Source organism: Haloarcula laminariae, from assembly GCF_025457605.1.
GTDB lineage: Archaea > Halobacteriota > Halobacteria > Halobacteriales > Haloarculaceae > Haloarcula > Haloarcula laminariae.
In genome coordinates this window covers 357,214-371,392 of the sequence record NZ_JAMZFY010000001.1, presented here as the reverse complement: position 1 = coordinate 371,392, position 14,179 = coordinate 357,214, and the positions used below count along the sequence as shown (strand labels likewise).

Sequence of the window (14,179 nt, the reverse complement as noted above, 5' to 3'; positions counted from 1 at the left end):
GGCGGGTCAGTTGAACGCGTCGATGAGCGCGTCGGCGGTGGCCGAGGCGTCGGACGTCTCAAGGAAGCTGCTGAACGCGTCGCTGATGTTCGTCTTCACGCCCGGGGCGACGGCCAGCCCGTGTTCGATGGACGGGGGCTGGTTGTCGGCGTTGTTGAAGTCATCGTACTGGTCCTGCTGGAACTGGTTGAGACTGGAGACGTCGGCGTCGCTCCGGGGCGGAATCGACCCCTTCTCGGCGTTGAACAGGACCTGTCCCTCGCTGCTGCCACAGTAGCTGAGGAAGGTCTTGGTCGCCTCCGGCGAGGGGTTGTTTGCGAGGAAGGGGAACGAGTCCATGTTCAGGAGGTAGCTCCCCTCCGTCCCGGGGTAGGTGACCTGCCCCCACTGCTCGCCGTAGTTGAACTCGTCGTTGCCGCTGTAGGCGCCGGCGGCCCAGTCGCCCTGGTGGATGAACGCGGCGTTGCCTTCCATCACCATCGTGTTGGCCTCCGTGAAGCTGAGCGAGGAGGCGTCGCTCGGGTAGTACTCCTCCAGTTCGACGACGGAGTCGAGCGCGGCCTTGACCTCGGAGCGGTTGCCGTTGCCGTTGATGAACGCCTCGTAGCCGTCGATGCCGCCCTCGGCGAGCAGGATGGTCTCCCAGAGCTGGGTCGTCGACCAGGTGCCGCTCGTCTGCTGGGCGAAGGGGACGGCGTCGGTGTTCTGTTCCACCTGCTCGCAGGCGTTGACGACGTCGCTCGGGCTGGACATGTTGCTGGGGTCGACACCGGCCGATTCCAGCACGTTCGCGTTGTAGAACAGGTTGTTGATGCGGTGGATGTTCAGCGGGACCGTGACGAAGGTCCCGTCCATCTGGGCCTGTGCCTGTGGGCCCTCCAGGTAGTTGTCCTTCATGTCCTGGTCCCAGACGTCGCCCTCGATGTCCTCGTAGGCGTCGCCGAACTTCTCCAGAGTCTTGCCCGGCCACGTCTGGAACGTGCTCGGGGGGTCGTTGGACTGGAGGCGGTTCTGGACGACCTGGTCGAGGTTCGAGCGGGCGGCGCCGTTGACCGGCTCCTCGGCGAACTCGATGTCGGGGTGGGCCTCCTGGAACCCCTCGATGAGTGCCCCGATAGCCGCGTTGCCGTCACCGTCGGACCACGCGTGGAGCAGTTCGATGCTGTTCGAATCGGAGCCGTCGCCACCGCCACAGCCGGCCAGTCCGGCGACCGCGGCGACGCCGGCGCCCTGGAGGACGCGACGGCGGGAGACGCCCTCTTCGTCCGTCATCGTGTCAGCCCCCGTGTGTCCGCTGTCGTGTGCATGGCCTGTCGCCCGTGCGAACGGCTGCAATCAGTGAGCATACATACACACCTTAGCCAACATGTGCATTAAAAATTGGGATAGTAGAATTTCTAAACGCCTAGAAACGGGGCTCCAGTGGAAGATTCGCGTATTCGTCCCGAATATCATCGACTATTTTATAATTACGGCCCAGAATAACTCTAATTAACTGTGTTTAATAGTGAGAGTTCGGGAGAATTGCGGCCATACTTGCTCACTCCGACCGAATAGCAGTTGTAATTTTAGTATATTTTTCTCAGAGAGGGTGGCCGTGAGTCGGCGGTCGACAAAACGATCGGCGGTCGAAATCAGCGTATTGACGGTATAGCGGCGCCTGCGTCGCTATCCGTCCAGCAGGCCACAGCGATGTCGGCGCACGGCGTTGTAATTCAATCACACCGGCGCCGAAACCGGGCCCCGCCGTCACAGCGTCCGAGTGAGCGAAGCGGAAGCGACTCTGACGAGTACCGGGCCATCGCCTGTTCATGATAGAGATACTGAGTTTATGTAGACCTATCGTCGAAAAGGTACGTACTCTCTGCAACCCGCCTAGCCGAAGCCAACGTCGAATCTCTGTTCCATATACCGACGAAAACGGCTACACAGCTGTGCTTCGCTGTGACGAAGCCACGGCGACGAGTCGGCCGCCGGTCAAACAGCGATGGAGCACGTAAACAGCCAGTATCGAGCGGTTACAGCGGTAAATCCGGACACGACCGGAGCGAACGGGGGTGAGTGACGTAGTATAAGACCGAAAAGACGGAGGCAGACCTACAGGATAAGAGACATACATTCCAGAACGATATATCAGCTGTTCCAGGTTCGACCGACAGCCCGAGAGGAGCGGCTGACGGGCCTCGTATCGCGACACGGCCGACGCGACCGAGCGACCGTCGGGAGTGCCTGGCACCCCTCGGCAGGGCGGCGTCAGTATCGGGAGTAACCGGAGCTGCGAGACGAGGGTGCCGCAGAAAATAACAACAGTATCGTTGTTATGGTGTGGCCGGTACCGGGAGGCGGTACTGACCGCGCCGCGAATTGACAGCTACCCGATAGCAGGCAACACTGTCTGGTTTCGGGCGGATACCGCCGCCACGGCGAATACACACGTATGTATCAGAAGTCGTCTGGCGGTTTTTGGAGTGTACACACGAGTGAACCCCCTTCACGAGGGCGGGAGAGCCGAGCGGGCACCACGCCGCGAGTTACGCACCGTGGGGGAGACGAGATGCCCGATATCGGCCGGTAAACTCGTATGTACCGGTCGGTACCGTCGACTGCAGCCGCTGAACGGTAGTCAGTTATAAATAATGCATGATAGAGTGTGTCGGCTATGCCAGTCGCCACGGCATTCACAGAGTTGCATCGGGCGGGAACCACAGCGGGGACAACAGACAGGGGGTGTCCGTGATGGCCACAGCGGCACAGATCATCATGGGGGTGTTACCCCTCGCGGTCATCTCGTTCCTGATGATCGGCCGGTACTGGTCCGCGACTCGCTCCATGCCCATCGCGTGGGTGGTCGCAGGGGTAGTCGGCTACGTCGGCTGGGACATGACCCCTCGGTGGATCGCCGCCGCGTCGCTGAACGGCGCAATCACCGCGGTCAACATCCTCTGGATCGTGTTCGGGGCGATACTGCTCCTGTACACGCTCAAGCAGACGGGCGCCTTCGACGCCATCAACGCCGGCTTCACGTCCATTAGCGACGACCGGCGCGTCCAGGTCGTCCTACTGGTGTTCCTGATGGGGTCGTTCATCGAGTCGGCGGCCGGCTTCGGGACGCCCGCGGCCATCGTCGGACCGCTGCTCGTCGGGCTCGGATTCCCGCCGCTCGCCGCCGTCGTGGTCGCGCTGACGGGGAACCTGATGGCGATCACGTTCGGCGCGGTCGGGACGCCGCTGATAATCGGGCTGCAGGACATCTTCGGCTCCTCGGAGTCCATCTCCGCGGCCGTCGCCGCTCAGGGGCTGTCCGTCGAAGGGTGGGTCGCCGAAATCGGCCTGTGGGCGGCCACTCATCACGTCATCGTCGGGATGGTGCTTCCGTTCATCAGCGTCGCGATGATGACGCGGTTCTTCGGCGAGGAGCGCTCTATCAAGCCCGCGCTCGAAGTGCTGCCGCTCACGCTGTTCGCGTGGCTGTCGTTCGCCGTTCCCTACTGGCTGACCGCGTACTTCCTCGGACCGACGTTCCCCGGCCTGTTCGGCGCGATGGTCGGGATGGCTATCACGGTGACCGCGCTGCGTGCCGGCTACTTCCACCCCGACGAGGAGTGGGACTTCGCGCCCAAGTCCGATTGGCCCGACCACTGGATCGGCGACATCAAACCGGGCGAGTCGACCAACCGGGGGACGGCCGTCGCGGCCGACGGCGGACAGGTGACCGCCGGTGACCAGAAGATGTCCCTGGTCCGCGCCTGGACGCCGTACGTCGTTCTGGCCGGGCTGCTCGTGGTGACCCGCGTCGTCGACCCGCTGACGAGCTTCCTCACCTCGACGCTCGTCCTCGAGTGGGCGGATATCCTCGGAACGGGGATGTCCAACGACTTCGCGCTGTTGTACCTTCCGGGGGCTATCTTCGTGTTCGTCCACCTGCTCACCATCCCGCTGCACCGGATGGACGGCGCGGAGATAAAGGCCGCGTGGCTAGAGTCCGTCGAGAAGGTGACGCCGGCGGTCATCGCGCTCGTCTTCGCCGTCGCGACCGTCCAGATAATGATTCAGTCCGGCCAGAGCGCCGGCATCGACAGCATGCTCGTCGTCCTCTCTGAGACCACGGCCGACACCGCGGGCGGCGTCTATCCGTTCTTCGCGGCGGCCGTCGGCGCCTTCGGGGCGTTCCTCGCCGGCTCGAACACCGTCAGCGACATCCTCTTTGGCACCTTCCAGTACAACATCGCGACCGAGCTCGGCGTCTCCCGGACCATCGTCGTCGGGGCCCAGGCCGTCGGCGGCGCCATCGGGAACCTCGTGGCTATCCACAACGTCGTCGCCGCGCTGGCCGTCGTCGGCCTCGTCGGCGAGGAGGGTCGGGTCATCCGCCTGGAGCTGATACCGCTGACGTACTACGCGGTGACGACGGGCATCCTGACGCTTCTGTTCGTCTACGTCCTGGCGCCGGGGGTGTTCTAGGCGGGCGATGGCGGGACCCGAACCGACCCGCTCGGCCCCCGCCGCCGAGCCGCGGACGGGATACGAGCACACGGGCGGCGAGGTGAACCGGCCCGCGCTGGTCGAGAGCCTCAGCGCCCGCGTGGACGGCGACGTCCGGTTCGACGAGTACTCCCGGCAGTCGTACGCGACCGACGCCAGCATCTACGAGGTGCCGCCGGTCGGCGTCGTCTTCCCGGCCTCGACCGCCGACGTGGCGGCCGTCGTCGAGACCTGTGCGTCCGTCGACGTGCCGGTCCTGCCGCGGGGCGGGGGGACGAGTCTCGCCGGCCAGACGGTCAACGAGGCCGTCGTGCTCGATTTCACCCGGTACATGGACGACGTGCGAACCGTCGACCCCGGCGGCCGCACCGCCCGGGCGCAGGTCGGGACGACGCTGGGCGACCTCAACGCCGACCTCGCCGACCACGGGCTGAAGTTCGCCCCCGACCCCGCGTGGGGCGATAAGTCCGCGCTCGGGGGCGCTATCGGCAACAACTCCACCGGCGCCCACTCGCTGCAGTACGGCAAGACCGACCACTACGTCGAGTCCTGCGAGGTCGTCCTCTCGGACGGCACCGTCACCGAGTTCGGCGAGCTATCGGTCGCGGAGCTGCGCGAGCGCGCCGGGGACGACGACCTGGAGAGCCGGATATACGCCGCCGTCGTCGACGTGCTCGACGACCACGGCGACGAGATAGCGGCGGCCTACCCCGACCTGAAGCGCAACGTCTCGGGGTACAACCTCGACCGGCTCGTCGCCGAGGCCGACGGCGAGTTCGGGGAGGCCGGCACCGTGAACCTCGCGCGGCTGCTGGCCGGCAGCGAGGGGACCCTGGCGATAGTCACGGAAGCGACCGTCTCGCTGGAACCCGTCCCCGAGACGAAGGCGATGGCCCTGCTCACGTACGGGGACCTCATAGACGCGATGGCCGACGTGGCGCCGATACTCGAACACGACCCCGCGGCCGTCGAAATCCTCGACGACGTGATGATAGACCTCGCTCGGGACACCGCCGAGTTCGAGGACGTGGCGGCCATCCTCCCCGACGGCACGCGGGCGACGCTGCTCGTCGAGTTCTACGCCGAGGACGACAGCGAGGGCCGGGAGCTTGTCGACCGGCTGCTGGCCGACCGGCTCGACGGGACGGCCTCGGTGACTGACGAGCCGGTTCGGGCCGCCGAGGGGCTGGAGGCCCACGACGAGGCCGAGCGCGAGAAGTTCTGGAAGCTCCGGAAGTCGGGGCTCCCCATCCTGCTCTCGCGGACGAGCGACGCCAAACACGTCGCGTTCATCGAGGACACTGGCGTGCCGCCGGAGAACCTCCCCGAGTACGTCGCCGACTTCCAGGAGGTGCTGGAGGCCCACGACACGTTCGCGTCGTTCTACGCGCACGCGGGCCCGGGCGTCCTGCACATCCGCCCGCTGGTGAACACGAAGACCGTCGAAGGCGTGGAGACGATGGTCTCCATCGCCGACGACGTGACCGACCTCGTCGTCGAGTACGGCGGGTCGGTGTCGGGCGAACACGGCGACGGCCGCGCCCGGACGTGCTGGAACGAGAAGCTGTACGGAACCGACGTGTGGGACGTGTTCCGGGAACTCAAGACCGCGTTCGACCCCGAGTGGCTGTTGAACCCGGGACAGGTCGTCGGCGTCGACGACGCGGCCGTCGAGGCCGGCACGGCGCCCCCGCGGGCCCGCACCGTGGATATGGCCACCCAGCTGCGCTTCGACCCGGAGTACGACGTCGACGCCGGGCTGGCGCCGACCCTGGAGTGGGACAACGAGAACGGCATGGAGGGGATGGTCGAACTCTGTCACGGCTGTGGCGGCTGTCGCGGCCCCCAGGAGACCACCGGGAGCGTGATGTGTCCGACCTACCGGGCCGCCGACGAGGAGCTGACCGCCACGCGGGGCCGGGCGAACATGCTCCGGCAGGCCATGAGCGGCGACCTCCCGGACGACCCCACGGACGAGCAGTTCGTCGAGGAGATACTCGACCTCTGTATCGGCTGTAAGGGGTGCAAGCGTGACTGTCCCAGCGGCGTCGACATGGCGAAGCTGAAAGCGGAGGTCACACACGCCCACCACCAGGAACACGGCGCGAGCCTGCGGGACAAGCTGTTCGCGAACGTCGACACGCTGTTCGCGCTGGGGAGCCGCGTCGCCCCGGTCGCGAACCTGCTCGGGTCGCTCCCCGGGAGCGGGGCGCTCCTTGAGAAGACCGTCGGCATCGCCCGCGAGCGGCACCCGCCGACGCTGCGCTCGGAGACGTTCGCCGACTGGTTCGACGCCCGCGAGCGGCGGCTATCGACCGACGAGGCGACCCGGAGCGCCGTCCTGTTCGCGGACGCGTACACGAACCACGTCCACCCCGAAGTCGGGAAGGCGGCCGTCGAGGTGCTCGAAGCGGCGGGCGTCCACGTCACCCTGCTCTCCGGGCACACCGACAGCGGCCGTCCGGCCTACTCCAAGGGGCTGCTGGACGACGCCCGGTCGACCGCCGAGGGCGTGGTCGACGCGCTCGAACCGTACGTCGACGCCGGCCGCGACGTGGTCGTCGTCGAGCCCTCCGACGCGGTGATGCTCCAGTCGGACTACCTCGACCTGCTGGGCAGCGACGAGCGGACGACGGCCGTCGCGACACACACGTACGGCCTGTGTGAGTATCTCGACGCGTTCGACTTAGACCGGGACATCCCGTCGAGGCGCTGGCCGACGCGCTCGCGACGGCGCGGTCCCGGCCGTAGCTCCCTCCCTGTTTTGGCGTCGCCACCGGACCATCGAACGAGTGAGAAATCGATATGTTTACCGACAAACAACCAACGGCTACTTGCCGACCGAACGGAGCGAGAGTACATGTCACAGACCAGCACTGAATCGGTACGCGAGCGGTTTCGGGACCGGCTTCGGGACTTCGACGTCGAGTCGACCGTCGTCCCTCCCGACGAGGTGGCGGCGACGATAGAACGCATCGCGTCGTCCCCGGCCGTCGGCGTCGAGCCCGACGACGCGAGCTACGACTTCCCCGACGCGGTCCAGACGGAGTTTTCGCCGTCGGACCTCGAAGCGGCCGCGACCGGCGTCACCCCGGCGACGCTGGGCATCAGCGACTACGGGAGCGTCGTCGTCCCGACCACCGAGTCGGGTGTCGAGCCCGTCAGCCTGTTCGCCGACCAGCACGTCGCCGTCCTCGAGGCCGACGACATCGTCCCGGGGATGGACGACGGGTTGGCGGAAATCGGTGAGCGGTCCCGCCAGTCGGGATTCAGCGGCGTCATCGCGACGGGGCCCAGCGCGACCGCCGACATGGGGGCGCTGGTCAAGGGCGCACACGGCCCGAAGACGGTCCACGTGGTGGTGGTCGACCCGTGACGGCGAGCAGTCGCGAGACGAAGGCGGCACACATCCGCCACATCCTCGAAACCGAAGGCGACGCCGTCTCGACGAACACCCAGGGGTTCAACGACGGGCGCTACGAGTCGGTCGCGAAACTCGAGGACTACGAGGCGCTGAAAGACGAAGCACGCGCCATCAAAGAGGACGCCATCGAGCGTCTCCCCTCGCTGCTGTCCCAGCTTCGGGAGACCGTCGAGGAAAACGGCGGGACCCTCTACGTCGCCGACGACGCGGCCGACGCGAACGACTACGTCCGGAACGTCGTCAGCGAGGCCGACGGCGAGCGCGTCGTCAAGAGCAAGTCGATGACCTCCGAGGAGATGGAGCTCAACGAGGCCCTCTCCGAGGACGACGTCGACGTCGTCGAGACCGACCTGGGCGAGTGGGTGCTCCAGGTCGCCGACGAGGCCCCCTCACACATCGTCGCGCCGGCGATACACAAGTCGCGGGAGGCCATCGCCGAGCTGTTCACCGAGCGGTTCGACCCGGACGAACCCTTAGAGACCGCCGAGGACCTCACCATGTTCGCCCGGCGGAAGCTGGCCGAGAAGATAACGGCGGCCGATGTCGGCGTGACCGGCGCGAACTTCGTCGCCGCCGACTCGGGGACGATGGCGCTCGTGACCAGCGAGGGCAACGCCCGCAAGACCGTCACCGCGACGGACACTCACGTCGCCGTCGCCGGCGTCGAGAAAGTAGTCCCCACGGTCGAGGACCTCCACCCGTTCGTCGAGCTCATCGGCCGCTCGGGCACCGGCCAGGACATCACCTCCTACGTCTCGCTTTTGACCCCGCCCGTCGACTCGCCGACACTGGACTTCGAGGCGGACGAACTCGGGCCGGCCGACGACCGGGAGTTCCATCTCGTGTTGATAGACAACGGCCGGATGGCGATGCGCGACGACGAGGACCTGCGGGAGACGCTGTACTGTATCCGGTGTTCGGCGTGTTCGAACTCCTGTGCGAACTTCCAGCAGGTCGGCGGCCACGCCTTCGGCGGCGAGACCTACTCCGGCGGCATCGCGACCGGCTGGGAGGCCGGCGTCGAGGGGCTCGACACCGCCGGCGAGTTCAACGACCTCTGTACGGGCTGTTCGCGCTGCGTGAACGCCTGTCCCGTCGGCATCGACATCCCCTGGATAAACACCGCCGTCCGCGACCGGGTGAACCGCGACGGGGAGACCGACCTCGACTGGCTCGTGGAGGGGCTCACGCCCGACGAGGAGCCCGGCGGCGTCTCGCTCCAGAAGCGGCTGTTCGGGAACTTCGCCACGCTGGCGCGGCTGGGGAGCGCCACGGCGCCCGTCTCGAACTGGCTGGCCGACAACCCCGTCTCGCGGCGGGTGCTAGAGCGCGTGGCGGGGGTCGACCGCCGGCGCGCGCTCCCGGCGTTCCGGCGCGAGACGCTGCGGGCGTGGATGGCCGACCGGCCGCCCGTCCCCGACCCGGAGCGTGAGGTGGTCCTCTTCCCGGACCTATACACGAACCACGTCCAAGTCGAGCGGGGGAAGGCGGCCGTCCGGGCGCTCGAAGCGCTCGGCGTCGCGGTCCGTCTCGCGGACGTGTCCGCGAGCGGTCGCGCCCCGCTGTCCCAGGGGATGGTCGCGACGGCCCGAGACCACGCCGAGTCGGTCGCCGACGACCTCCTCGCACACGTCGACGCCGGCCGCGACGTGGTCGTCATCGAACCGAGCGACCACGCCCTCTTCCAGCGCGAGTACGAGAAGTTGCTGGACGAAAAGCGCTACGAGCGGCTGCGGGCGAACAGCTACGAGATACTGGAGTACGTCTACGGCTGTCTGGAGAACGGCGCGGACGCCGACGCGCTCCGCGACGGGGCGGGCGAGGAAATCGCCTACCACAGCCACTGCCAGCAGCGCACGCTGGGCGTTGAGCGGTACACCGAGGCCGTGCTGGAAGAACTCGGGTTCGACGTCGTCACCTCCGACGTGGAGTGCTGTGGGATGGCCGGGAGCTTCGGCTACAAGCAGGAGTACTACGACGTGAGCATGGCCGTGGGGGAAGAGCTGGAAGCGCAGTTCACCACGGCCGACACCGACGAACGGACGGTCGTCGCCAGCGGGACCTCCTGCGAGGAACAGCTTGACGACCTGCTGGGCCGGTCCCCGAAGCACCCGGTCGAACTGCTCACGCCGGTCGTCCGCACCGAGCGGGTCAGCGGGGAGCCAGGCGCCTGAGCCAGCCCCCGAGCGCCAGCCCCGTCCGCCGGGAGACGGTTACGTCGTAACCGTCGACAACGTCCCGCAGTGCCGCTGTGAAGCCGTCCAGGTCGATGTCCCCGTGGACGCGGACGACGCGGGTCGAGTCGCCGACCGGGTCGACGACGACCGCCTCCCGGCCGAAGCGGCCGCCGTCGTAGACCTGAACCGCGTCCACGTCGTCGTAGGGGAGTCCCGTCACGGCGTCCGCCGCATCGAGCGCCGCCGTGAGCCCTTCGGTCCGGAGCAGCGCGGCGAAGGCGTCCGCCTCCCGCGCCGGCGCCCCCGTCGCGAGGTCGAGCGGCGTCGGGTAGTCGTACTCGACGAACAGCAGGTGGTCGGGACGGAACACCACGTCGAGCAGCCTGAGCGGCACGGCCGCGGCCATCGTGAAGTGGAGGTGTATCCGAACGTCCGTCACGGGAACCAGCCCTTCGCGCGGTCGGCGTCGGCCACGGTTCCGGTCGCGGCCCGTTTGGCCCTCGCGACGTAGTACATGACGGCGACCTGGACGGCGGCGTACCCCAGCCACAGGGCGTACCCCCCGGCGGCGCTCCCGGCGACGAACGGGTCGACGGCGAAGGCGTCGAGTCCGGCGCGGGCCGACAGGAAGGTGCCGACGAGCAGGACGCTGAAGTAGCCGAAGAAGCCGGCCGCGAACCACATCGAGACGACCCGTCCCCAGCCGGGCATCGTGTGTTCGGGGAGCCGCACCGTGTTGACGAGCTGGATGGCGAGGATGTAGGGCCACATCATCAGCCCCGACATCGCGGCGCCCACAACGAGGAGCCCGAAGGGGTCCTGGGCGGCCAGCGGCGAGAGGAGGATGACGATGCCCCAGAGACAGAACACGGTCAGCAGCGTCCAGAACAGCCGCGGGAGGCTCCAGCCGGCCTCGCGGCCGTACAGCTCGTATATCACGTCGGAGCTGTTGCGGACGAACGACTCCACGATGGCGTACTCGGTGGTAAACAGCGCGAGAAACAGCAGGATGTAGATGACGCTGCTGGCGAGTGGCCCCACGGCGGGGACGATTTCGACGAGCCACATGTCGACGGCCGTCTCGGCGGACCCCGACGCGTAGGTGAACGCGATGGAGGTGAGAACGCCCGTCACGACGACGAGGCCGACGAGGAAGGTGAGCAGGTGTTCGAGCTGTGTGACGCGCCACCAGCCGCGCCACCGGTCGAGGTTGACCCGCTCGGGCACGAACGTGAACCCGTCGCGGTGGACCGTCTCGGGTTCGTCGCCGGCAAAGGGGTTCTTGATACGGCCCTGATAGCGGCCCATCCCGTACCCCTTCTCGCGTATCCAGAGGCTCTGTGAGAGGTTCAGATAGCCGCCGGCCCCGGCGTAGGCCAGCGCGCCGAGCAGGACGGCGATGCTCTCGAGTGGCAGTTGATTGCCGCTCAGCGAGACGTTCGCGGGTATCGACGCCAGCGCCTCCACCGAGCCCACGAGGGCAAACAGCACCACGGCGAAGAAGATAGAGAGCGAGACGAGCAGGAGCTGGAGGCGCTCGACGACGTTGTACATCAGCGGCGTCAGCTGGTAGGTGAGCCAGGTGAACACCATGAGGACGATGCCGAGCAGTCGCCAGCCGGCGAGCTGGGTCCCGAGGAGCTCGTAGGTGCCCAGCGAGAGTCCGGCGGCCCCGATTTTGGCGGCGCTCGCCGCCCACCCGGGCCAGCCGAGGCTGACGAACCCGCCGGCGAGCAGCGCGAGCGGGACGGCCGGGTGGAGCCGCTCGGTGCCGCGGAAGACGCTCTCGCCGGTCGCGAGCGTCCAGCGCTGTATCTCGGTGTTCACGACGAAGTGGACGGCCGCGGCGAGCAGGAAGAGCCCGAACAGCGCCCACCCGTAGCGGGCGACCAGCGTCGGCCAGAACAGCGTCTCGCCGCTGCCCAGCGAGGCGCCGAGCATGATGGCGCTCGGCCCGACGATGTACTTCAGCTTCGGCACTTTGGGGAGGTCGAGCAGTCCGAACGAACCGCCGGTCCCGCGTTCGGGCTGGGACTCGCTCTCGGGGGCCGCGTCGAGGTTGTCGTACGCGACCGGCGTGTACGACGCGGTGGGGTAGTCCATATCCTCCGGCGACGCGTAGACGTCGTCAGCGCCGTCGCGTGGTCTGTCTCTGTCACCCATCTGTCGGTCTCTCACAGTCGTGTGTCCGTGTCGCGGTCACAGCGCGAGCGAACGCGGACGGTGTCGTCGTAGCAGTTGCTATCATATACGTCGGTCACCCTTTGACGAAGCGCCAGACGTGGCCGCGGTCGGTCTCTACGTCCACGGTGGGCAGGTCGGTAAGCGCCGGCTCGATTATCTTCCACCACTCGTCGGCCGTCTTACACCCCGCCGGATAGTCGGGGAACACCTCGGTGAGGAACTCGGACTTCGTCGCGTTCGGGTGTTCGCTCACGTAGTCGTAGGCCGCCTGCAGCGCCTCGCGGCGCTGCTTCAGCAGCTCCCCCGAACCGGGGAGTTCCGCGTTGGCGACCTCCGTGTCGACGGTCGGCTCGGCGACCGGCGCCCGCTCGGCGGCCGCGGTCCCCGAGTTCGGAATCGGGAGCCACCACACCCGACTCCGCGCGCCGACCTTGCGGGTCTCGAGGACCTCGCGTTCGACGAGCGCGTTCAGTTTGTTGTGTGCCGTCCGCCGCGAACACCCCAGCTCGTCCATCACGTCGTTCGCAGTCAGGGGACGAGCGGCGTCAGACCGATCACGGAAGACGGTTAAGACGGCCTCCACCGAGAACTGCGCCTCCTGCGGGGCCGCCGAGGGGTCACCCGAGTCTGGTGTGGAATCGGTCATACACCCTGCTTTTCACTCGTGTGTAATATCTTTTAATCATGAACGTTGTCGCACGGGGCGGGAGACGCGTATTGCACAATCTTTTTCGCCGTCTCCCGAGAGGTGCAACCGATGTCAGAAGTCGACGTGTTAGTCCTCGACCAGACGATTCACGGGATGTCGACGCGGAACTACCGGGACGTGCTTCGGGAGCGGTTGCCGGAGATGCAGGTCGAACTCGCCGCGACCCCCTCGGAGTACGAGGAACTGCTCCCCCGGGCCAGGATAGTCACCGGGTTCGAGATAGACGCCGACGACGTGGAGCGCGCGACGAACCTCGAACGGTTCGTCTGTACGTTCGCCGGGACCGACCATCTCCCGCTCGACGCGCTCGCCGCCAACGACGTGGCCATCTCGAACGCGTCCGGCGTCCACGGCCCCAACGCCGCGGAACAGGTCCTCGCGTACGTCCTCTCCTTTGCTCGTAACCTCGACCGGGGCTGGCGACAGAGCGACGCGGGCACGTGGAACCACTACCGGACCGGGGAGCTGTACGGGTCGACGGTGACCGTCGTGGGCATGGGCTCCATCGGCGGCGCGATACTCGACCGGCTGGAGCCGTTCGGCGTCGACACCATCGGCGTCCGGAACACGCCCTCGAAGGGCGGCAACGCCGACGAGGTCGTCGGGTTCGGGGACGTCCCCGAAATCATGCCCCGGACGGACTACCTGATTCTGGCTTGCCCGCTCACCGAGAAGACCGAGCGGTTGGTCGACGAGGCGACGCTCGACCTGCTCTCGCCGGAAAGCGTCCTCGTCAACATCGCACGCGGCGAGGTCGTCGAGACGGACGCGCTGGTCCAGGCCCTGAAGACGAACGAACTCCGTGCGGCGGCCCTCGACGTGACCGACCCGGAACCGCTGCCGGACGGCCACCCGCTCTGGAACCTCGACAACTGCCTGGTGACGCCACACAACGTCGGTCACACGCCCCGGTACTGGGACCGGATGGCCGACATCATGGTCGAGGACATCGCCTGAGACGGCTCGTAGTCCTCGGTACACGGCACGGAAAACGAAGCCGCGGTGCCGCCTGCCGCTGCTCGCCCGTTTCCACACACTCGGTAGCCGCGCCGGCCCACGGCGACGCGGCTACCGCTGTCGCGCCGGTTCCGACTGCGCTCCTCGATTACTCGATGCCGCGTCGGGTTTCGTACACGAGCCGCCAGAGTTCGTCCTCGACGTCGTCGAGTCCATCGGTCGTCTGGAGCTGCTGGTACAACCGTT

At 67.2% G+C, this 14,179-nt stretch carries 8 protein-coding genes; 4 read left to right on the top strand and 4 right to left on the bottom strand.

From position 1 onward, the window contains the following. Positions 1–6: 6 nt before the first annotated feature. A complete protein-coding gene (locus NJQ98_RS01900) occupies positions 7–1,272 on the bottom strand; it encodes an ABC transporter substrate-binding protein (RefSeq protein ID WP_262175120.1) in 1,266 nt (421 codons plus the stop codon). 1,464 nt (positions 1,273–2,736) lie between these two features. On the opposite strand from NJQ98_RS01900, the gene NJQ98_RS01895 reads away from it, so the two are divergent. Genes NJQ98_RS01895 through NJQ98_RS01885 form a run of 3 tightly spaced genes read left to right on the top strand, consistent with a single transcriptional unit; the run spans position 2,737 to position 10,080 of the window. After that, positions 2,737–4,461, top strand: coding sequence for an L-lactate permease (locus NJQ98_RS01895; RefSeq protein WP_262175118.1), 1,725 nt, complete (start codon positions 2,737–2,739; stop codon positions 4,459–4,461). 7 nt (positions 4,462–4,468) lie between these two features. Further along, positions 4,469–7,858: an FAD-linked oxidase C-terminal domain-containing protein gene (locus NJQ98_RS01890; protein ID WP_262175117.1), complete on the top strand. Its 3,390-nt coding sequence runs from the start codon at positions 4,469–4,471 to the stop codon at positions 7,856–7,858. Next, positions 7,855–10,080 carry an LUD domain-containing protein gene (locus NJQ98_RS01885; protein ID WP_262175116.1) on the top strand — a complete coding sequence of 742 codons (2,226 nt, stop codon included), beginning with the start codon at positions 7,855–7,857 and terminating at the stop codon, positions 10,078–10,080. The genes NJQ98_RS01890 and NJQ98_RS01885 overlap by 4 nt, the downstream gene beginning before the upstream one ends. Here NJQ98_RS01885 and NJQ98_RS01880 read toward each other — a convergent pair. The 3 genes from NJQ98_RS01880 to NJQ98_RS01870 all read right to left on the bottom strand — a co-directional run bounded on the left by NJQ98_RS01880 (position 10,058) and on the right by NJQ98_RS01870 (position 12,913). Then, positions 10,058–10,522: a hypothetical protein gene (locus NJQ98_RS01880; protein WP_262175112.1), complete on the bottom strand. Its 465-nt coding sequence runs from the start codon at positions 10,520–10,522 to the stop codon at positions 10,058–10,060. The two genes, NJQ98_RS01885 and NJQ98_RS01880, sit on opposite strands and share 23 nt — an antisense overlap. Next, on the bottom strand, positions 10,519–12,246 hold the full coding sequence (locus NJQ98_RS01875; RefSeq protein ID WP_262175109.1) for an Nramp family divalent metal transporter: 1,728 nt from the start codon (positions 12,244–12,246) through the stop codon (positions 10,519–10,521). The genes NJQ98_RS01880 and NJQ98_RS01875 overlap by 4 nt, the downstream gene beginning before the upstream one ends. Before the next feature lie 94 nt (positions 12,247–12,340). Then, complete coding sequence (locus NJQ98_RS01870) at positions 12,341–12,913, bottom strand: helix-turn-helix domain-containing protein (RefSeq protein WP_262175108.1); 573 nt, start codon at positions 12,911–12,913, stop codon at positions 12,341–12,343. A 111-nt stretch (positions 12,914–13,024) separates the two neighbouring features. On the opposite strand from NJQ98_RS01870, the gene NJQ98_RS01865 reads away from it, so the two are divergent. Next, complete coding sequence (locus NJQ98_RS01865) at positions 13,025–13,933, top strand: D-2-hydroxyacid dehydrogenase (protein ID WP_262175105.1); 909 nt, start codon at positions 13,025–13,027, stop codon at positions 13,931–13,933. The last annotated feature ends 246 nt before the right edge of the window (positions 13,934–14,179 follow it).